The organism is Streptomyces sp. NPDC051207 (genome assembly GCF_040682395.1).
Classification (GTDB): domain Bacteria; phylum Actinomycetota; class Actinomycetes; order Streptomycetales; family Streptomycetaceae; genus Streptomyces.
On record NZ_JBFBAX010000009.1, the window covers coordinates 208,749 to 227,714 of the forward strand.

Annotated in this window: 19 protein-coding genes; 6 read left to right on the forward strand and 13 right to left on the reverse strand. The window is 73.0% G+C overall.

Going from position 1 to position 18,966, the window contains the following annotated elements:
• Nucleotides 1–171: 171 nt before the first annotated feature.
• The 4 genes from AB0M97_RS12395 to AB0M97_RS12410 all read left to right on the forward strand — a co-directional run bounded on the left by AB0M97_RS12395 (nucleotide 172) and on the right by AB0M97_RS12410 (nucleotide 3,082).
• Nucleotides 172–615 (forward strand): ATP-binding protein, encoded by a 444-nt coding sequence (locus tag AB0M97_RS12395; RefSeq protein ID WP_365960747.1) that lies wholly within the window; start codon nucleotides 172–174, stop codon nucleotides 613–615.
• Nucleotides 616–786: 171 nt separating this feature from the next.
• Nucleotides 787–1,674 (forward strand): SigB/SigF/SigG family RNA polymerase sigma factor, encoded by an 888-nt coding sequence (locus AB0M97_RS12400; protein ID WP_365960748.1) that lies wholly within the window; start codon nucleotides 787–789, stop codon nucleotides 1,672–1,674.
• Nucleotides 1,675–1,760: 86 nt separating this feature from the next.
• On the forward strand, nucleotides 1,761–2,603 hold the full coding sequence (locus tag AB0M97_RS12405; protein WP_365960749.1) for a DUF1206 domain-containing protein: 843 nt from the start codon (nucleotides 1,761–1,763) through the stop codon (nucleotides 2,601–2,603).
• A gap of 44 nt (nucleotides 2,604–2,647) precedes the next feature.
• Complete coding sequence (locus tag AB0M97_RS12410; protein WP_365960750.1) at nucleotides 2,648–3,082, forward strand: hypothetical protein; 435 nt, start codon at nucleotides 2,648–2,650, stop codon at nucleotides 3,080–3,082.
• 261 nt (nucleotides 3,083–3,343) lie between these two features.
• Here AB0M97_RS12410 and AB0M97_RS12415 read toward each other — a convergent pair whose 3' ends face one another.
• The 7 genes from AB0M97_RS12415 to AB0M97_RS12445 form a co-directional block, all read right to left on the reverse strand.
• Nucleotides 3,344–4,714, reverse strand: coding sequence for an NAD(P)/FAD-dependent oxidoreductase (locus tag AB0M97_RS12415; RefSeq protein ID WP_365960751.1), 1,371 nt, complete (start codon nucleotides 4,712–4,714; stop codon nucleotides 3,344–3,346).
• Nucleotides 4,715–4,939: 225 nt separating this feature from the next.
• Complete coding sequence (locus AB0M97_RS12420; protein WP_365960752.1) at nucleotides 4,940–6,670, reverse strand: SpoIIE family protein phosphatase; 1,731 nt, start codon at nucleotides 6,668–6,670, stop codon at nucleotides 4,940–4,942.
• Entirely contained in the window at nucleotides 6,667–7,728 is a 1,062-nt protein-coding gene (locus AB0M97_RS12425; protein WP_365960754.1) for an ATP-binding SpoIIE family protein phosphatase, read from the reverse strand. The genes AB0M97_RS12420 and AB0M97_RS12425 overlap by 4 nt, the downstream gene beginning before the upstream one ends.
• Nucleotides 7,729–8,169 carry an anti-sigma regulatory factor gene (locus AB0M97_RS12430; RefSeq protein ID WP_365960755.1) on the reverse strand — a complete coding sequence of 147 codons (441 nt, stop codon included), beginning with the start codon at nucleotides 8,167–8,169 and terminating at the stop codon, nucleotides 7,729–7,731.
• The gene (locus tag AB0M97_RS12435) at nucleotides 8,169–8,591 is read right to left on the reverse strand and encodes an STAS domain-containing protein (protein WP_365960756.1); all 423 of its coding nucleotides are present in this window, start codon (nucleotides 8,589–8,591) and stop codon (nucleotides 8,169–8,171) included. Before AB0M97_RS12435 ends, AB0M97_RS12430 begins: the two co-directional genes overlap by 1 nt.
• Nucleotides 8,588–9,487: an STAS domain-containing protein gene (locus tag AB0M97_RS12440; protein ID WP_365960757.1), complete on the reverse strand. Its 900-nt coding sequence runs from the start codon at nucleotides 9,485–9,487 to the stop codon at nucleotides 8,588–8,590. The genes AB0M97_RS12435 and AB0M97_RS12440 overlap by 4 nt, the downstream gene beginning before the upstream one ends.
• A gap of 160 nt (nucleotides 9,488–9,647) precedes the next feature.
• Nucleotides 9,648–10,058 carry an STAS domain-containing protein gene (locus AB0M97_RS12445; RefSeq protein ID WP_365960758.1) on the reverse strand — a complete coding sequence of 137 codons (411 nt, stop codon included), beginning with the start codon at nucleotides 10,056–10,058 and terminating at the stop codon, nucleotides 9,648–9,650.
• Between the two features lie 396 nt (nucleotides 10,059–10,454).
• Between AB0M97_RS12445 and AB0M97_RS12450 the strand changes: the two genes are divergently transcribed.
• Nucleotides 10,455–10,925 (forward strand): ATP-binding protein, encoded by a 471-nt coding sequence (locus tag AB0M97_RS12450; RefSeq protein ID WP_365960759.1) that lies wholly within the window; start codon nucleotides 10,455–10,457, stop codon nucleotides 10,923–10,925.
• A gap of 29 nt (nucleotides 10,926–10,954) precedes the next feature.
• Here the strand turns inward: AB0M97_RS12450 and AB0M97_RS12455 are convergent, their stop codons facing one another.
• Nucleotides 10,955–11,389: an ATP-binding protein gene (locus AB0M97_RS12455; RefSeq protein WP_365960761.1), complete on the reverse strand. Its 435-nt coding sequence runs from the start codon at nucleotides 11,387–11,389 to the stop codon at nucleotides 10,955–10,957.
• 114 nt (nucleotides 11,390–11,503) lie between these two features.
• Nucleotides 11,504–13,408, reverse strand: coding sequence for an AMP-dependent synthetase/ligase (locus tag AB0M97_RS12460; RefSeq protein WP_365960762.1), 1,905 nt, complete (start codon nucleotides 13,406–13,408; stop codon nucleotides 11,504–11,506).
• A gap of 154 nt (nucleotides 13,409–13,562) precedes the next feature.
• On the opposite strand from AB0M97_RS12460, the gene AB0M97_RS12465 reads away from it, so the two are divergent.
• Nucleotides 13,563–13,796, forward strand: coding sequence for a DUF6480 family protein (locus AB0M97_RS12465; RefSeq protein WP_365960763.1), 234 nt, complete (start codon nucleotides 13,563–13,565; stop codon nucleotides 13,794–13,796).
• A gap of 91 nt (nucleotides 13,797–13,887) precedes the next feature.
• Here AB0M97_RS12465 and AB0M97_RS12470 read toward each other — a convergent pair whose 3' ends face one another.
• From AB0M97_RS12470 to AB0M97_RS12485, 4 genes are all read right to left on the reverse strand, one after another.
• Nucleotides 13,888–14,976: a glutamate--cysteine ligase gene (locus tag AB0M97_RS12470; protein ID WP_365960764.1), complete on the reverse strand. Its 1,089-nt coding sequence runs from the start codon at nucleotides 14,974–14,976 to the stop codon at nucleotides 13,888–13,890.
• 112 nt (nucleotides 14,977–15,088) lie between these two features.
• Complete coding sequence (glgB, locus tag AB0M97_RS12475) at nucleotides 15,089–17,296, reverse strand: 1,4-alpha-glucan branching enzyme (protein WP_365960765.1); 2,208 nt, start codon at nucleotides 17,294–17,296, stop codon at nucleotides 15,089–15,091.
• Nucleotides 17,297–17,299: 3 nt separating this feature from the next.
• Complete coding sequence (locus tag AB0M97_RS12480) at nucleotides 17,300–18,661, reverse strand: maltokinase (protein ID WP_365960766.1); 1,362 nt, start codon at nucleotides 18,659–18,661, stop codon at nucleotides 17,300–17,302.
• 29 nt (nucleotides 18,662–18,690) lie between these two features.
• The coding region (locus tag AB0M97_RS12485; RefSeq protein WP_365960767.1) for an alpha-glucosidase C-terminal domain-containing protein at nucleotides 18,691–18,966 on the reverse strand (276 nt) is incomplete at its 5' end.

Genomic DNA, 18,966 nt, shown 5'->3' on the forward strand with positions numbered 1-18,966 from the left:
GCGGGCGAAGCGGATGTTTGACACTCCTCGCACAGGTCAGCCGGAAGGGGAGGCTCACGGATCCGTACGGACCGGCCGCCGAGGCCGGCCCACGAGGTCGCCCGCCGCGCGGTCACCGTGCACGGGCGCCGCCCGCTACGGCTTCTCATCCACAGACCAGGGAGCTCAGCGATGTGCGAGGAGCGCACCACAGAACCTGTCGTCGAGCCGTCGGGTGCCCGAACGGCCGGGCGGCCAAGGCCCTACAAGCCCGCCGAGGCACGCCGGGCCGTGGAACGCGCGGTCGCCGAACGCTGCCGGACCGCCCACCGCCCGTGCGACGCGGACGCCCTGTCGGACGCCGTACTCGTCGCCTCGGAACTGACCACCAACGCGCTGCTGCACGGCGGCGGCATCACCGACTTCCGGGTCGACGTCACCGGCCGGGACGTCCGCGTCTCGGTCAGCGACCGCAGCGCCGAACCGCCGGTGGTGGTGCCGCCGGCCGACGGGCAGGCCCGCCGCCGCCCGGGCGGCCACGGCTGGCCGATCGTGTGCCGGCTCGCCTGCGACGTCCACGTCTCCTGCCTGCCCACGGGCGGCAAGTGCATCACAGCCGTCGTGCCGCTTTTCTGAGCATTTTTCCCGCATGAGGTGTTTGTCATCCTTGTGACCGGGCAAATGCAGACTCGTGCTTCGGACCGGAGGCGCGCCAGCGGGAGCGGTACGGCTCCGGGCCCTCCAGGTGATCCGGACAGCGACCGTCCCGCGGTACACCCTGACACAACCGCTCAGGAGCGATTCCGCATGCTGATGGATACGCCGACCAGCCGTCCCGGCACGGGCAGCCACGCCACCACCACCGGCACGACACCCCCGGCGAGCCCGCCCGCCGAGCCCTCCCCGCCGACCGGCAGGCGGCGGCACGACGACGCACCCGACACGGCGGAACTCTTCGCCAGGCTGGCCGCCACGCCGGACGGCCCCGAGCGGGACGCGATCCGCGACCAGCTCGTCACGGCCTGGCTGCCCATGGCCCACCGCATCGCCGGCCGGTTCCGCGACCGCGGCGAGTCCATAGAGGACCTGCGCCAGGTCGCGGCCCTCGGCCTGGTGAAGGCCGTCGACCGGTTCGACCCCTCGCGCGGCGCCTTCGAGAGCTACGCGGTGCCCACCATCACCGGTGAGGTCAAGCGGCACTTCCGGGACCGCATGTGGGCCCTGCGGGTGCCCCGCCGCGTCCAGGAACTCCGCAACAAGGTGCGCGTGGCACGCCGGGAACTCACCCAGAACCCCGGCAGCCCCGAACCGTCGGTCGCCGACATCGCCGCGCACACCGGCCTGACCGAGGAGGAGGTCGGCGCCGGCCTCGAAGCCCTCGAAAGCTTCAGCACCCTGTCGCTGGACGCCGAGCTGTCGGCCGGCGACGACGGCTACAGCCTCTCGGACACCCTCGGCGAGACCGACGTGTCGTACGACGTCGTCATCGACCGCGAGTCCGCCAAGGAGGGCCTGCGGCGGCTGCCCGAGCGTGAGCGGGCGATCCTCTACATGCGGTTCTTCGAGGACATGACGCAGAGCCGCATCGCCGACCGGCTCGGGATCTCCCAGATGCACGTCTCCCGCCTCATCAGCCGCAGCTGCGCCCGGGTGCGCGACGAGGTGCTGGGCGCCGACCGGACCACGACGCCCTGAACAGCGTCACCGGGGCCGGAAAGCCCCTGTGGGCGGCCGGGGTGTGACGCCCCCGCACCGGGGCATCCGCATCCCCGGAGGCGGAGATGAAGACAGGCGCGATGACGGGTGGCGGCCTGCTGCGGCGGGGCAACCGGCCCACGGGATCGGTCGCGGAGGGCGCGGCGCGGGCCGGGCTCGCCGCACGTGGTGTGATCTATCTGCTGGTGGGCGTGCTCGCCCTGCAGGTCGCCTTCGGCGCCACCAGGCGCCAGGCGGACCGCGGCGGCGCGCTCGCCGCGGTCGCCGACCAGCCCTTCGGCGCCGTACTGCTGTGGGCGCTCGGCATCGGGCTCGCCGGCATGGCCCTGTGGCGGCTGTCCGAGGCCCTGCTCGGGGAGGCCGGGCGTGACGGCCGCAAGCCGCGCAAGCGCCTGCTGGCCACCGCACGGTGCGTCTTCTACGCGTTCGTCGCCTACTCCGTGCTGGCCTTCGCGTCCGGCGACACGTCGGGCGCGGGCAGCGACTCCAGCGACCGGCAGTCCCGGGACGCCACGGCCAGGATCCTCGACCTGCCCGCCGGGCAGTGGCTCATGGGCGCCGCCGGGATCGCGGTGGTCGCGGCCGGCGTGTGGATGGGCACGACGGCGGTCCGGCGCAAGTACCAGGACAAGCTGCACCACCACGGGATGTCCGCGCGGACCCGGCGGCTGGTCGACGTGGCGGGCGTCGGGGGCGGCGTCACCCGCGGCCTGGTGTTCGCGGTGGCGGGCGGCTTCGCCGTACGGGCCGCCGTCACCTACGAGCCCGACCGGGCCAAGGGTCTGGACGACACGCTGCGCTCGTTCTCCGGCACCCCGCTCGGGCCCTGGCTGCTGGTCGGCGTGGCGGTCGGCCTGGTGCTGTTCGGGCTGTTCTCCTTCGCCATGGCCCGCTGGCGCAGAGTCTGATCCGCCCGGCGTCTGAGCGGCGCGCGGTGGGGAACCCGTAGGGCATGAGCGAATTCGAGATCCCCCCGGAGGACGGCCGCCCCGTGGAGATGTACCTCGATCTCCTGCGCATCAGGATGAACAGCGAGGACTACCAGCTGCTGCTGAGGGTGGTCGAACCCGTGCTGCGGGCCATCGACCGGCAGGAGCTGTCCACCCTCGACTTCGCGTTGGACGGCGACGACACCCAGGACCTGCCCCAGGAGGTGCGGGACGAGGCCGCGCTGGTCATCGCCACCGCCGTCACCGGGCGCCTGGACAACGAGGTCGTCGAGATCACCGTCGACGACACCGGCCCTGTGCGGGTCGTCACCGACGCGGACACCGCCTCGGACCCGGAGCGGCTCGGCGAGATCGCCGAGCACATCCGCGAACGCCACCGGCAGAACGAGGAGCTGCGCGGCATCGCCGAGGCCAGCGGCCTGCCCACCGACTTCTGAACCCCGGCCGGGGCCACCGCTGCGGGCACCCGCAGCGGCAGTCGCTCCAGGCTCCCGGCCGCGGTCCGCGGGACGATCCCGAAGCACACCCCGGCACTGCGCACGAACACGCGCAGATGACCGCGCACGACCGCGAGGGTGGAGACCGGCCGCTCCGGATCCCTCACCGCGCCGCACTCCCGCCACGCCACCACCGGCCCGGCCCTCGAACAAGGGCCGGGCCGGTGGTGCGACTCCGGGCAGGCGCGCCGCCCCGGCGCCTCACGTCAGGCGTTCCTGGCCACCCGCTCCCTCGACCTGCGCCCGCACCTGCTCCGGGGTCAGATACGAGTCGGTGTACTCGAAGTCCTTCAGCTTGGCGGGCTTGCGGGCCTGGAACCCGGTACGCACGAAATCGTCGCCGGCGACCGCGTTGAGCAGCCAGTTGGTCAGCACGCGCGTCTTGGCGACGTTCGTGCGCAGCGCCGACCAGTGGTAGCCGCGCGCCACGGCCTGGGCGGGAATGCCGCGCAGCTCGATGCCGAGCGGCTTGGACACCGCGTCCTTGCCGCCGAGGTCCACGACCAGGCCGAGGTCCTTGTGGACGTAGGGTTGCAGCGGCTGGTTGCGCAGGGTGGCGATGACGTTGTCGGCGACGTGCTTGCCCTGCCGCTGGGCGTGCTGCGCGGTCGGCGGGCAGACGGCGTCCTCGTCCTTGGCAAGGTCGGGCACCGCGGCGGCGTCGCCGAGCGCGAACACCCCGTCGTGGCCGGGCAGGTTCAGCTCGGCGTTGACGGCGAGCCGCCCCCGGACCGTCTCCGCGCCGAGCGTGGCGATGAGCGGGCTGGCGACGACACCGGCGGTCCAGATCAGGGTGCGGGTCGGGACGACCCGGCCGTCGGTGAAGGTGACCTCCTCCGGGCCCGCCTTCTCGATGGAGACGCCGAGGGAGATCTCGATGCCGCGTTTGCGCAGGATCTCCTGCGCGCTGCGCCCGAGCTTCTCGCCCAGTTCGGGCATGAGCTTCGGCGCGATGTCGATGAGGTGCCACTTGATCAGCCGCGGGTCCAGCCGCGGGTAGCGCCGGACGGCGGCGTGCGTCAGGCGCTGGAGGCAGGCGGCGGTCTCGGTCCCCGCGTAGCCGCCGCCGACGACCACGAACTGCAGCCGGGAGGCGCGCTCGGCCGGGTCCTGGCTGGCGTCGGCCAGGTCCAGCTGGGAGATGACGTGGTCGCGGACGTAGGCGGCCTCCGCGAGCGTCTTCATGCCGAACGCGTGGTCCGTCAGGCCCGGGATGTCAAAGGTGCGGGTGACGCTGCCGGGCGCCAGCACGATGTAGTCGTACGGCTCGTTGACGACCTGGTCGGTGATGGTGCGGATGACGCAGACCTTCGACTTGAGGTCCACGCCGATGGCACCGCCCGGGATGATCCTGGTGCGGTACTTCTTGCTGCGGCGCAGGGACACGGCGATCGACTGGGGCGTCAGCACGCCGGAGGCGACCTGGGGCAGCAGCGGCAGATAGAGCTGGTAGGCGAACGGCGTCACCAAGGTGACGTCGGCCTCGTCGGGGGAGAGCTTGCGCTCCAGGCGGCGGACGCACTCCACGCCGGCGAAGCCTGCGCCGACCACCAGGATCCTGGGTCGTGTCACGTGTTCATCCCTTTCTGCGGCTCCAGGCGGTCTGCCACGAACGCCATTCGCATGCCCCTGGATCGCTGCTTCGCACCTCATTGATCCCACCGTGTCCGTGCCCGTTCCGCCAGCCGGACGGGCCAGGCAGACGAAACCGCAGGTCACCGCCGTGCCCCGGGCATGGCCGAAAAACATCGGTGGGGAAGGAGCGCCCGCGCCCTCAGCGGAGCGGGGCCGTGCCGGTCAGCGCGTGCCGCGGAAGTGGCACAGCAGCAGGCACACGTCGTCGTCCCGCTCGGAGTCGCTCAGCAGCGGCTGCAGGATGCGGTCCGCCGAGCCGTAGAGGTCCGCGTCCAGCTCCTCGGTGCCGAACGAGCCGAGCGCCGCCGCCAGCCGGCCGATCCCCGGGTCTATGCCGTGCGCGCGCCGCTCGACCAGACCGTCGGTGTAGAGGGCCAGCGTCGACCCGGGCGACAGCCGCACCGTGTGGTCGCCGATCTCCTGGCGCAGCGGAATGCCGAGCATGGCACCCGGCCGGGCGTCCAGGGTGTGCACCCGCCCGTCCGGGGTCCGCAGGACCGGCGGGGGATGACCGGCGGCGGCCCACGTCAGGGTCGCGTCGTCCGGGTGGAACCGCGCGATGACGGCGGTGGCGTACAGATCGGGCTGGAGGTGGTGCAGGAACTGGTGCAGCCGCGTCAGCAGCCGCCCCGGGCTGCCGCCGTCCACGGCGTAGGCACGCAGCGCGGTGCGCAACTGGCTCATCATGACGGCCGCGCGCAGACCGTGCCCGGTGACGTCCCCGACGATGGTGATCAGGCTGCCGTCCCGCTGCCGGAACGCGTCGTACCAGTCACCACCGATGTTCAGGCCCCGGGTCGCCGGCAGATAGCGCGCCGCCAGGCCGAGGCCCGGCGTCTCCGGCAGGTCCGTGAGCAGGGCGCGCTGGAGCGTCTCCGCGATGTCCCGGTTGTGCTCGAAGCGCCGGGCGTTGTCGATGGCGATGCTGGCCCGGCGGGTCAGCTCGATCAGCATCACGGCGTCGTCCGGGTCCCAGCGCATACCGGGCGGCGACAGCGTCAGCACGCCCAGCGGGGCCTGCCGGGTCACCAGCGGAATGCACAGCAGCGGCCGGTTCGGCTCCAGCACCGAGGGCGGATGGTCGTCCACGCCGGGCAGACCGCCCGGATGGTCGGCGGCGTACTGCGCACGCCCGGTGCGCACCGCGCGTACGGCCGCCGCCGGATGCGACACCGGGCCCTGCCGGCCGGAGCCGTTGTCGCTGTCGTTCTCGAACAGCCACACATCGACACTGCGGGCGTACTCGGGCACCAGCAGACCGGGCAGCAGCCGCACGATCTCGTGATGGTTGAGCGACGACGTCAGCACGGCACTGGCGTCCGCGAGGAACGTCAGCCTGCGGCGGGCGTCCTCCGCCTCCCGGCGCGCCCGGCGCTCCGCCGCGAACGCCTCCCGCTGCGCCCGCCCGGCCGCGTCCAGCTCCGCGTGCAGCGCCAGCACGCCCTGGTTGGTCTGGTGCAGCTCCTCCCGGTGGAAGGCGACCAGTTCCTCCTGCTCGGAGAGCTTCTCCAGCACCAGCGCGGTGTCCTCGTCCGCGCCGAGCAGCGCCTCGGCGAACCCGCTGTCCTCGGCGGCCGGGGACGGCACCTGGGCCGGGGTCTCCGCCGTACCCGGGCAGGCGACGGCCGTGCTCCACGGTGTCTCCCCGGCGGCGGACGCCTCCCGCGGCGGCGTCACCACCACGTGCAGGAGGCCGTTCCCGGCCGTCGGCGCCTCCACGCTGAGCCGCCAGGTGCCGCCCTTGGTGAGGCACTGCCGCAGGTGCGTGCTGAGCGACGCGGTCAGCCGGGTGCGTTCCAGGGCGGACACGCCGTACGCGGCGGCCAGCCGGGCGGTCATGACCCGCGCCCGGGCGGCGTCGGCGACGGAAGAGATCTCCCAGCTGCGCGTCATGCGGCGACCGGACCCGGGGTCAGCACCGCCACGGCGGTGTCGTCCCGCACCGGGCGGGCGGAACTGCTGGCGTCCCGGATCGTCACCGCGGCCGTCACCGCCGGGTCCGTCTCCCACAGCCGTTCGTCCGACGGCGGCGTCCAGCGGCTGGGCAGTCCGTCGGTGTGCATGATCAGCAGCCGGTCGGGTCCCCACTCGGTCTCCTCCTCGCGCAGGGTCGCGCGCCGGTGCACGCCGACGATGCCGGGCCGCGACGTCAGATGGCGCCAGGTGCCGCCCTGGCACAGCCGCGCCCCCACGTTCCCGATGCCGGCGAACCGCAGCCGCCCGGCACGGGTGTCGACCTGGGCGACCGCGACGGCCGCGCCGCGCGTGCCGGACAGCGCCGCGTCGAGCCGCCGCAGCATCTCGCCCGGCGGGAGGCGGGCCGCCTCCCGCAGCGCCTCGACGGCCGCGGTCGAGGCGCGGGCGGCCTCCGGGCCGTGCCCCAGCCCGTCGGCCATCATCAGCGTCAGCCGGTCCTCGTGGCGCACCCACGCCCAGGCGTCGCCCGAGTAGTCGGCCGCGCCGAACGGCACGTTCACCCCGCCCGCCCGCACCCCGGCCGACCGCTCCGGGGCGGTCCGCGCGCCTCTGCCGGCGGCGCCGATCCGGGCCAGCGCCACCGTGCCCCGGCCGGGCGTGCTGTGCAGGCCGAAGTCGTCGGAGATCCTCCGGCACGCGCCGAGTCCGGCGCCCAGCGACCCGGCCGTGGAGAACCCGTCGCGCCGCGCCTCCGCCACGTCGGCGATCCCCGGACCGTGGTCGATCGCCGAGATCTGCACCACTCGGGGCGCGTCCCGGCCGGCCGGCAGGACCGGAGGCGGCACCACGTCGATGAGCACCCGGCCGCCCTCCGCGTGCTTGATGAGGTTGGTGGCCAGCTCGGTCGCCACCAGGGCGGCGGAGGCGGCGCGCCGCTCGTCCAGGCCGGCCAGCGAGGCGGCCTGCTCGGCGGCCACCCGAGCGTCCCGCACCCGCGTCGAGTCGCACACCGGGACGTCCCACACGCGCGGCATTCAGACCTCCTCGCGCGGACGCGGCGGCAACCCCGCCCACGACGTCACCCGCACCGACGTACCCGCGCCCGGACTGCTCTCCAGGACGAACTCGTGCACCAGGCGCCGGGCGCCGCCCAGCCCCATGCCCAACCCGTCCCCGGAGGTGTAGCCGTCGCTGAGGGCCAGCTCCGGGTCCGGGATGCCCGGCCCCTGGTCGACGAAGGTCAGCCGCAGTCCGTTGACCGCCCCGTGCACGACGTGCTCCACATCCACGTGGCCGCCGCCGCCGTGCACCAGCGTGTTGCGTGCCAGTTCGCTGGCCGCGGTGACCAGCTTCGTCTGGGCCACCAGCCCGAAGCCGACCTGCGCGGCGGCCTGCCGCACGTGCTGGCGCACCCACACCAGATCCATGTCCGAACGGATCGGCAGGCGGGCCTCCACGCCCGTGCCCGTCCGCATCACGGAAGCTCCTGACGTCTGCCACCGGAACGGGACGCCGTCCGGGCGTCCCGCTTCAGCAGTTCCAGACCCGCCTCCGTGCTGAGCGCGGTGCGCACTCCCGGCAGGGTCAGACCGAGTTCGACGAGGGTGATGGCGACCGCGGGCCGCATGCCGGCCACCACGGTCGTGGCCGCCAGGAGCTCGGCCTGCGCCGCGATCTCGGCGAGCACCCGGCCCAGGAACGAGTCGACGATCTCCACCCCGGACAGGTCGAGCAGCACGCCGATCACCCGGCTGCGCGCGATGGCCTCCGCGATGTCCTGCTGGAGATCCTGCGCCGAGGTGTCGTGCAGGTCACCCTGGAGGGTGACCAGAAGGACGTCGCCGATCCGCAGGACCGGCACACGGCCCGTGCCGGGCACGGGAAACGCTTCGCTCACCGGGTACCCGCACCGTGGGACGGCGCGTTCACGATGTCCGCGCCGAGCTTGTGCAGGGCGTACGCCAGCGCGTCGGCGAGGCCCGCCCGCGTCACCACCGCACCGAGGTCCAGGCCCAGGTGCACCATGGTCTGCGCGATGGCCGGGCGGATGCCGGAGACGATGCACTCCGCTCCCATCAGCCGGGCCGCGGCGACGGTCTTCATCAGGTGCTGGGCCACCAGCGAGTCCACCGTCGGCACACCGGTGATGTCGAGGATCGCGAACCGGGCGTGCTGCTCGACGACCGACTCCAGCAGCGTCTCCATCACCACCTGGCTGCGGGCGCTGTCCAACGTCCCGATCAGCGGAACCGCCACGATGCCGTCCCACAGCTTGATGACGGGGGTGGCCACCTCCAGCAGCTGCAGCCGCTGCCGGTCGATGAGGGCCTGCCCCTCGCTGAGCGCCGTCTGCATGACCACCACCCGCAGCGTGCCCAGCAGCACGGTCAGCGTCGACGTGCACGCCAGCAGATGACCGGCCGGCGCGTCCGGCAGGTCACCCGCCAGGAGGTTCTCGACGGGGGACCGCAGACTGTCCAGCTCGGTCGACACCTGCGCCGTGGTCAGACCGGCCCGCGACCGGGACGCTCCCATCCGGGCCAGCTGCTCGCGGATCATGGTGAATCCGGCGGCGTCCGGGTCCTCCACGCGCTCCGCGTCGGCCACTTGGGCCAGCGCGTCGACCAGGGCCTTGCCCGCTTCCACCGCTTCGTCCCGCGAGACGGTGAACACGGTGCGGAAGAGGGGTTCGTCCGCCCACCGCTGGGCGATCTGCTCACGGCGACGGCGCAGGAAGTCCCCGACCTCCCGCGCCGGCGATGCGAGCGTTCCCTCCGCTTCGTGTTCCGGCACGTGCTTCACTCCTCGATAGCTCGTCCGCGTCGCGCCGCACCGCACACCCTTTCGGGCCAGGTGAGAGGCGACGCCACCTCTGCCGGACGACAACTTTAACCAGCGGTACGAGCCCGTACGACACCGCTTCCGGTACAACAGGACGCCCGCGGACCGGGCGTCACATCTCGCTCTGCGCGGGAGGCTCCGGGCCGTCGGGTGTCTGTGGGCCCCGGTCGACGCGCTCCAGCGCCTCCTCGGCGCTCTGCGACACCGGAACCGTGATGCTCACGCCCGTCAGGTCCAGGATCCGGCGCACGGCGGGGGTGGGGGAGATGACATGGACGCTGCCCGGCATCTCCCGCACCTGCTGGTAGACGCGCAGGATGATGTTCATGCCGGACGAGTCCATGAACGGCACCGCCGACAGATCGAGCAGGAAGTGCCGCCGGCCGTGGTGGAGCTGGTTGGCCAGGTGGTGCTGGAACTCGGTCGCGGTGTCCACGTCCAGGTACCCCTGCACCTTGATCAGCGCGACGTCCTCCCGGGGCAGGGTCACCTCGACGGACAGCGGGTTCTGGGCAATGTGCACGACTACCTCCAACGAGTCCTGACGGCCGGGTGCGGGCCACCCTGCGAGCGTCCGCGGTACGGATGCCGGTGCCGGACGCGATGGATCAGTACTCCGGCCGGCAAACTGCACCGCGCCCCCGCGCTTACCCCTTAATCAGCAGTACATGCCTGGAACCTTCGGCGGGACATGCGAAAGCCCGACCGGGGTATCCGCTGCTGTGGAGCCGCCCCGGCGGGCGCCACCGCCCACCGGGGCGGATCATGTCACGGGCCCGCGAAGAGGGGAGCAGTGTGCCCAGGGACACAATCCCGCCATACTTGCCGGACAGCCTCCAGGCCGAGGACGGAGGCCCGACGGGCGCGCGGGCGCGGCGCCGGAACGGAACGAGTGAATGACGACGGGGGCGCGACACGTATGGAGCTGACCGACGGGACCAGTCCCACCGCGCACGGTGGTTCGCCGCCCGGCACGCCGGTTTCGGGCGAGGTGACCAGCGCCGCGGGCGCACGCGCGTACGCGGCATCGGTGGTGCGGCGCGCGTGGGACGCCGCGGCGGGCGCCGGCCCGCGCGAGGAAGACGTCATCGACCTGCTGCTCGTCGTCTCCGAGCTGGTCACCAACGCGATCCGGCACGGCGGCGGACTGGCCGGCTTCGAGGCCTGGGCCGTCGAGGACGGCCTGCGGGTCGCCGTGCACGACCACAGCCCCGTCGTGCCCGCGGTCGCCTACGGCCCGGGCTCCCTGCCGGTCGGGCACCGCGGCAGCGGCTACGGCTGGCCGCTCATCCTCCGCCTCGCCCGGGAGATCGCCATCGACCGGCGCCCCGAGGGCGGCAAGACCATCACCGTGCTGGTGCCGGTGCGCACCGCCTCCGGCCGCCACTGAGCGAGCCCCGAGCCCCCGTCTGAGGCCCGTCACCAGGGCAGGAAGACATGTATGTCCTTGCCGCGGTCGTTCGGCACGACACTGACCTGGTCGCACAGCGTGTGAATCAGGTGCCAGCCGATCCCCCCACCGCCGCGGCTCGGGTGGAACGGACGCGGCGCGGGCGGCGTGGTGTTCGTGTCGTGCAGCACCACGTGCACACCGTCGAACGTACGGCGCAGCCGAAGCTCGAACGGCCCCGGGGCGTACTGCACCGCATTGGCCGCCAGCTCCGTCACCACCAGCAGGATGTCGTCCCAGTGCTCCGGAGCCGACGGCGGTGACACGCTCGACAGCTCCTGCAGGAACTCCTCCGCGACGAGGCGCGCACCCGTGACATTGTGCAGCGCCCCCGCGAAGCTCGCGGTGCGGCTCGAAATCTCCTTGGCAGCCAGTGTCCTGTCCCAACGCGGCTCGGTTGCCATGTCGCCTTCCCGGCCCGACTCAGTGCGGCTGTCGGCCTTTCCCTTCGTCCTTTGGTTGGCTAGTTCCCAGTCGGCGGGGTCCTACGCGCCCGCCGGCCCGCGCCGGGGTACGCCTCAGCGGAACACATGGTCCGAGTCGTCCCACACCGCGGCCTCGTCCGGCGAGGTGCGCCGACCGGACCGGGAGCGCGCCTGGTACATCGCGTCGATCTCCAGCGCGTAGCGGCGCACCACCTCGTCGCGGCGCAGCTTCATCGACGGCGTCAGCAGCCCGTTGGCCACCTCGAACGGCTCCGGCAGCACCCGGAACACCCGGATCGACTCCGAACGCGACACCGCGCTGTTGGCCGCGGCCACGGCCCGCGCGACCTCCTCGCGCAGCGCGTTCTCCTCCCGCGCCTCCCGGCCCGGCGCGTCGCTCTGCCACGCCAGCGCGGCCCGCCAGTGCGCCAGGAACTCCGGGTCCAGCGTGATCAGCGCCCCCACGCACGGCCGGTTGTCGCCCACCACGACCGCCTGGTGGATGAGCGGATGCATCCGCAGCCGCTGCTCCAGCGCGGCCGGGGAGACGCTCTTGCCGCCGCTGGTGATGATCACGTCCTTCTTGCGGCCGGTGATCGTCAGATAGCCCTCGTCGTCGAGGCGTCCGAGGTCACCGGTGGCCAGCCAGCCGCCGCGCAGCGCCCTCCGGGTCGCCTCCGGGTTGTTGACGTAGCCCTGGAACACCGCGGGTCCGCGCACCAGGATCTCCCCGTCGTCGGCGACCCGGATCTCCGTGCCCGGCAGGGCCTGCCCGACGGTGCCGGACTTCTCCCGGCCCAGCGGCTGCATGGTGACGCCGCCACTGGTCTCCGTCAGGCCGTAGCCGTCGTGCACGAAGATGCCGATGCCCTCGAAGAAGAGCGACAGCTCCCGGCTCAGCGGCGAGCCGCCCGAGGTGGCGCGCCGCACCCGGCCGCCCAGCGTGGACCGCAGCCTGCGGTACACCGTCCGCTCGTACAGCGCGTGCTGCAGCCGCAGGTCGAAACCCGGCCCCGGCCCCTGCCCGAGCCGCTGCCGCTCCAGGGCGAGGGCGTAGTCCCGCGCCGTGCCCGCGGCCCGCTCGAACAGCGCGCCGCGCCCCGACTCCTGGGCCTTGCGCAGGAACGTCTTGTAGATCTTCTCGAACAGCGACGGCACGGCGTACAGATATGTGGGCCGGAAGGAGCGCAGCGCCGCCAGCAGGGCGGGCTCCCTCAGGTCGGGCTCGTGGCCCATGAGCACCCCGCCGCGCACGCACATGCTCTGCATCATCAGCCCGTACACGTGGGAGAACGGCAGGAACGCGAGGACGGCGGCCTGCTCGCCCGGGGGCGCCGCCGTGTGGCCCCAGCCGGCCAGCAGCGTGTCGCAGGGGCTGGCCAGACCCCGGTGGCTCAGCGCGCAGCCCAGGGCACGGCCGGTCGTCCCGGACGTGTACGCGATGACCGCCGTGGCGTCCGGCAGCACGATGCGGCGCATCGAGTCGACCGTGGTGGGCGCAATGACCTCGCCGCGCGCCGCCAGATCCCGCAAGGCTCCCGCGTCCAGCTGCCACACGTGCCGCAGGTACGGCAGCGTCGCGCACACCGAGCCGACCGTCATCACGCCCTGCTCGTCCTCGACGACCACGGCCACGCACGCGGCGTCCCGCAGGATCCACTCGACCTGGTCGCGCGACGACGTCGGACAGATCGGCACCAGCTCCGCGCCGACCGCCCACAGCGCGTGGCTGAGCACCGTCCACTCGTACCGGGTGCGCGCCATGACCGCGACGCGGTTGCCCGGCGAGATCCCGGACGCGATCAGGCCGCGGGCCAGGTCGACCACCTCGTCGCGGAACTCGGCGGCGGTGACCTCCTCCCACTGCTGGGAGGCCGGGTCGGGCCGGCGCGCCAGGACGGGCAGGGCGGGGGTGCGGTCGGCCGTCACGAAGACACTGTCGGCGAGCCCGCCGGTCAGGGGCGTGGCCGCCGTCGGAGCGATGGCGAAGTCGCGCATGCGCTGCTCCTGACGTGTACGGGGTGTCACAAGGCCGACGAGTAGCGTCATCGCCGCTGCCCGAAATCTAGCGGAGGCGAAAAGCTCACGGGGTGGCGAACCCGGAAGTGATACCCGTTTGGTGATCCGGGCGCGATCGGGGGACTCGGACGGCATGACTCACATCAATCCCGATCCCGATCCCGACCGCACCACCGGCCTGGAGCCGGGCGGCGGAGTGCCGCCCGGCGAGACACCGCCGGCGGAGAGCAGCATGCCCGAGGCGGGCCCGCAGGAGACGCACAACCCGACCAAGGGCTGGGGCAAGGGACCGCTGACGGTCATCCTCGCCCTGTGCGTGCTGATCGCGGCGTTCTTCCTGGCGTATGCCCTGATCCTGATGTTCTGAGGGGTGACCGCCCCGCCGACACGGGGGGCGATCACCCCTGCGCGCGGCGCGTCATCCTTGCGCGCGGCGCGTCACTCCTGCCCGCGGCCGGTCACTCCTGGGTGTGGCGCACGCACTCCACCACGACGTCCCTGAGGCTGTCGGTGCGCCGCAGCGCCTCGCGCTGCACGTCCGCGCCGGTGCCGTGCCGCATCACCTCGGCGACGGCCTTGCGGACCTCCTCCAGGTCCCCGCTCTCGCCGAGCGCGTCCTCGACGTGCTCCAGCAGGGACCGTACGACGGTGTCGGCGGGCATCCGCCGCATGGTCACCGGATGCAGCAGCTCGTCCGAGAGGCCGGAGCGGGCGGCGCGCCACGCGGCCAGCCGCAGCAGGCTCACGCTGTGGTCGAGCGGCTCGCGGCCCTCCCGCCACTCGCGGGCGGCGGTCTCCACCAGACCGCGGGCGAGCGTGGCGATGAGCACGGCCGTGTCGGCCCGCAGGCACACGTCGGACACCCGTATCTCCACCGTCGGGTACCGCTGGGACAGCCGCGCGTCGAAGTAGATCATCCCCTCGTCGAGGATGGAGCCGGTGGCCACCATGTCCGCGACCCGCCGGTGGTAGGTCTCCGCCGAGCCGAACATCTCGGTCGGCCCGGCCGACGGCCAGCGCTGCCAGACCCGGCTGCGGTAGCTGCTGTATCCGCTGTCGCTGCCCTGCCAGAACGGCGAGTTCGCGCTGATCGCCGACAGCACCGACAGCCACGGACGCAGCCGGTCCACGACGGCGACGCCCTCCTCGTCGGACTCGACGGACACATGGACGTGGCAGCCCAGGACGAGCTGCTCACGCGTCGCTATGCCGTACTGCTCCGCCATCCACTGGTAGCGCCGGCTCACGCCGACGGACGGGCTCACCGGCAGCGGCGACGTCGCGAGCGCGACGACCGTGCAGCCGATCTCGCCGGCGTGCCGGGCGGCCTCCTCACGGCAGCGCCCTATCTCGGCCCGCAGCGCCGCCATGTCCGACTGGGGGTGTGTGGCGAACTCGAGCATCTGCTCGTGCAGTTCTTCCTCGAACACGTCCTGGTCCGCGTCGTCCCGCTCGGCGCGGGCGAGCACGGCCGCGGACATCGCCCGCGGTTCGCCCGTTTCGGGATCGACCAGGAGGAGTTCCTCCTCCACTCCGACGGTCCGCACGGCATGCACCCCTTCTGTGGTCCGGCGCGACGACAAGACGTTCCGGTCGTACGCGTACGACCCCGAATGCCCCGGCAGGGGCATTCGAACACCTCTCACGTCGCGTCCGGTGTCACATCGGGAGCGGCTCCAGCCACACCGTGGCCAGCGGCGGCAGGGTCAGCCGCAGCCTCCCCACCTCGGGTTTGACGGGGCCGGGCTCGCCGACGCCGCTGCCGCCGTACCGTGTCGCGTCGGTGTTGAGGACCTCCCGCCAGGCGACGTGGTCGTCGCCGACCCACAGTGCGTAGTCCTGCCGGACGACCGGGGAGAAGTTCGACACGGCCAGCAGCGGGGTGCCCTCGGTGTCGTAGCGCAGGAACGCGTAGACGTTGTCGTCGGCGGCGTCCACGGCCACCCACCGGAAACCGGCGGGGTCGGTGTCGCGCTGCCACAGGGCCGGGGTCGCCAGGTACCGGGTGTTGAGGTCGCGGACCAGGTCCCGCACCCCGCGGTGGTCGGGCTCGGCCGGGTACTCCGGGTCGAGCAGCCACCAGTCCGGGCCGCTCTTCTCGGACCACTCGGCGCCCTGCGCGAACTCCTGTCCCATGAACAGCAGTTGCTTGCCGGGGTGGGCCCACATGTAGCCGAGGTAGGCGCGGTGGTTGGCGCGCTGCTGCCACCAGTCGCCGGGCATCTTGGAGACGAGGGCGCGCTTGCCGTGGACGACCTCGTCGTGGGAGATCGGCAGGACGTAGTTCTCGCTGTAGGCGTACACCATCGAGAAGGTCATTTCGTGGTGGTGGTACTTGCGGTGCACGGGTTCCTTGGACATGTACTCCAGGGAGTCGTGCATCCAGCCCATGTTCCACTTCAGCCCGAAGCCGAGCCCGCCGCTGTCGGTGGGCCGGGTGACCCCACCCCAGGCCGTGGACTCCTCGGCGATGGTCACGACGCCCGGCGCGCGCCGGTAGACGGTGGCGTTCATCTCCTGCAGGAACGCCATCGCGTCCAGGTCCTCCCGGCCGCCGTACACGTTCGGCGCCCACTGGCCGGAGTCGCGCGAGTAGTCGAGGTAGAGCATCGAGGCGACCGCGTCCACGCGCAGCCCGTCGATGTGGAACTCCTCGCACCAGTAGACGGCGTTGGCGACGAGGAAGTTGCGCACCTCGGTACGCCCGAAGTCGAACTCGTAGGTGCCCCAGTCCGGGTGCTCCGCGCGCCGCGCGTCCCCCGGTTCGTACAGCGGGTCCCCGTCGAACCGGGCCAGCGCCCAGTCGTCCTTCGGGAAGTGCGCGGGCACCCAGTCCATGATCACGCCGATGCCGGCCCGGTGCAGGGCGTCGACCAGGTACCGGAAATCGTCGGGCGAGCCGAGCCGCGCGGTCGGCGCGTAGTAGGACGTGACCTGATAACCCCACGACGGGCCGAAGGGGTGCTCGGCGACCGGCATCAGCTCGACATGTGTGAACCCGAGGTCCTTCACGTACGCCGGCAGCTCCTCGGCCAGCCGGCGGTACGTCAGCCCCGGTCGCCAGGAGGGGAGATGGACCTCGTACACGGAGAACGGCGCCTCGTGCACGGGCGTGTCCCCGCGGTGCGCCATCCACTCGGCGTCGCCCCACTCGTAGTGCGAGGCCGTCACGATCGACGCGGTGTTCGGCGGCTCCTCGGCGCGGCGCGCCATCGGGTCGGCCTTCAGGAACCGGTGCCCGTACCGGGAGGTGATCTCGAACTTGTACCGGGTGCCCTCGCCGACGCCCGGCAGGAACAGCTCCCACACGCCCGACGCGCCGAGGGACCGCATCGGAAAGGCCGTGCCGTCCCAGAACGTGAAGTCCGCGGCGACCCGCACGCCCTGCGCGTTCGGCGCCCACACGGTGAAGCGGGTGCCGGGCACGCCCTGGTGCGTCATCGGCTCCGCGCCGAGCGCCTTCCACAGCTGCTCGTGCCGGCCCTCCCGGATCAGGTGCAGGTCCAGCTCGCCGAGCGCGGGAAGGAAACGGTACGGGTCGTGCACCTCCCGCTCCTCGTCGCCGTACGTCACGAGCAGCGTGTACTCGGGGACCGTGTCGAGCGGCAGGACGCCGGAGAACAGGCCGTCGCCCTCCGAGGCGAGAGCCGTGCGCCGGCCGTCGGCGAGCACGCTCACCGCCCGGGCGAAGGGCCTGAGCGCCCGGAACACGACGCCGCCGGGCACCGGACGGGCGCCCAGCAGGCCGTGCGGGTCGTGGTGGGCGCCCGCCAGCAGGCGCCCCCGGTCGGCGGCGTCCAGCGGCGGCGCGGCCCCACAGGGAACGGGGCCGGACGGCTCGGGAAGCGAAGTGTCACGCAGAGCCACGGGTCAGTCTCCTCTCACGGCGAGGCGCTCGATGGCCGCCATCGGCACGGGTAGCCAGTCGGGGCGGTGCCGGGCCTCGTAGAGCACCTCGTACACGGCCCTGTCGGTCTCATAGGCGCGCAGCAGTCCGTGCTTCTTGCGCGGATCCCAGCCGGCGCTCGCCGCGTAACCGGCGCAGTACGCCTCGCGGCAGCGGCGCGCCCACTCCGGGCGCCAGGGGCGGCGCTGCCGGGCGGCGTAGTCGAAGGAGCGCAGCATGCCCGCGATGTCCCGGACGGGGGAGTGGGCGCTGCGCCGTTCCGCGAGCGGGCGGGACGGCTCACCTTCGAAGTCGATCACGAACCAGTCCCGGCCGGCCCGCAGCACCTGCCCGAGGTGCAGGTCGCCGTGGATGCGCTGGGCGGGCGGCCCGGGGTCGCAGCTGGTCAGCGCGGCGAACGCGGCGCGCAGGCCGGGGACGAACGGCCGCAGCGCCGGTACGGAGTGCGCGGCGGCGGTGAGCCGCTCGGTCATCGCCGTCGCGGTACGGCCGTTCTCGCCGGGGGCTCCGACCGGGAACGCCGACGCCAGCGCGAGGTGCACCTCGGCGGTGGCCCGGCCCAGCTGGCGGGCCTCGGCGGTGAAGTCGTCGGCGGCGGCGAGCGCGTTCAGGGCGAGGGTCCAGCCGTCGGAGGCGTCCCGCAGGAACGGCTGGAGCACGCCGAGCGTGGCCTCCTGCGGGTGCGTCGTGCGCAGCCACGCCACCGGCGCGGGCACCCGGCGGCAGCCCTGCAGGGCCAGCGCGACCGGCACCTCCAGGTCGGGGTTGACGCCGGGCTGGATGCGCCGGAACAGTTTCAGGATGAACTCGTCGCCGTAGACAAGGGAGGAGTTCGACTGCTCCGCGTCCAGCAGCCGCGGTACGAGCCCGCCGGGCACCGGCCGGGACGGGTCGGCCTCGAAGCGCAGGGGGCCCGCCGAGCCCGGGTGCCGCAGCCGGTCCAGGAGCAGCTGCGCCGACCGCGGGTCGTGCAGGGCGTCGTACACCGTCAGACCGGCGAGCGGCCCCTCGTGCACTTGGCCGATCAGCGCCCGGGCGAGCCGTGGGGCGGGGTGGTCCCGCACGCCGAGCAGCAGCTGGTAGCAGTCGCCGGGTGGGGGACTGCCGCCGGGGGAGGGCACGCCGCCGTGCCCGGCGTGGACCAGCACGTGCAGACAGCCGGGGAACAGCTCGGTCATCGACAGCAGGCCGAGCTCCGTGACGGGCCGGTCCTTGCCCGCGAACCAGCGCTGCCGTGGCAGCCACTCCCGCAGGAGCCCGGCGAGGGACGCCATGGGCTCCGCGAGGAGCGTACGGCTCGGGCGGAGGGATGCGGTCTTCGGCATGGTCACGCCTCCTTTCGTCGGCGCAGTGCTCATGGCCGACGGCCGATGCGGGATGCGACTCGGGTGAGCCGGAACCAGTAGAAGCCGTGACCACCGAGCGTGAGCAGGTACGGCAGTTCGCCGATGGCCGGGAAGCGGACGCCGCCGAACAGCTCGACCGGGTGGCGTCCGTCGAATTCCCGCAGGTCCAGTTCGGTCGGCTGTGCGAACCGGGAGAAGTTGTGGACGCACAGCACGAGGTCGTCCTCGTATTCGCGCAGGAAGGCGAGGACGGCCGGGTTGGAGGAGGGCAGTTCGGTGTAGGA

Coding starts and splice junctions, on each gene's coding strand:
- AB0M97_RS12395 (WP_365960747.1), top strand. CDS start 172: ATGTGCGAGGAGCGCACCACAGAACCTGTCGTCGAGCCGTCGGGTGCC.
- AB0M97_RS12405 (WP_365960749.1), top strand. CDS start 1,761: ATGAAGACAGGCGCGATGACGGGTGGCGGCCTGCTGCGGCGGGGCAAC.
- AB0M97_RS12460 (WP_365960762.1), bottom strand. CDS start 13,408: ATGCGCGACTTCGCCATCGCTCCGACGGCGGCCACGCCCCTGACCGGC.
- AB0M97_RS12410 (WP_365960750.1), top strand. CDS start 2,648: ATGAGCGAATTCGAGATCCCCCCGGAGGACGGCCGCCCCGTGGAGATG.
- AB0M97_RS12430 (WP_365960755.1), bottom strand. CDS start 8,169: ATGCGGACGGGCACGGGCGTGGAGGCCCGCCTGCCGATCCGTTCGGAC.
- AB0M97_RS12450 (WP_365960759.1), top strand. CDS start 10,455: ATGGAGCTGACCGACGGGACCAGTCCCACCGCGCACGGTGGTTCGCCG.
- AB0M97_RS12425 (WP_365960754.1), bottom strand. CDS start 7,728: ATGCCGCGCGTGTGGGACGTCCCGGTGTGCGACTCGACGCGGGTGCGG.
- AB0M97_RS12455 (WP_365960761.1), bottom strand. CDS start 11,389: ATGGCAACCGAGCCGCGTTGGGACAGGACACTGGCTGCCAAGGAGATT.
- AB0M97_RS12465 (WP_365960763.1), top strand. CDS start 13,563: ATGACTCACATCAATCCCGATCCCGATCCCGACCGCACCACCGGCCTG.
- AB0M97_RS12480 (WP_365960766.1), bottom strand. CDS start 18,661: ATGCCGAAGACCGCATCCCTCCGCCCGAGCCGTACGCTCCTCGCGGAG.
- AB0M97_RS12400 (WP_365960748.1), top strand. CDS start 787: ATGCTGATGGATACGCCGACCAGCCGTCCCGGCACGGGCAGCCACGCC.
- AB0M97_RS12420 (WP_365960752.1), bottom strand. CDS start 6,670: ATGACGCGCAGCTGGGAGATCTCTTCCGTCGCCGACGCCGCCCGGGCG.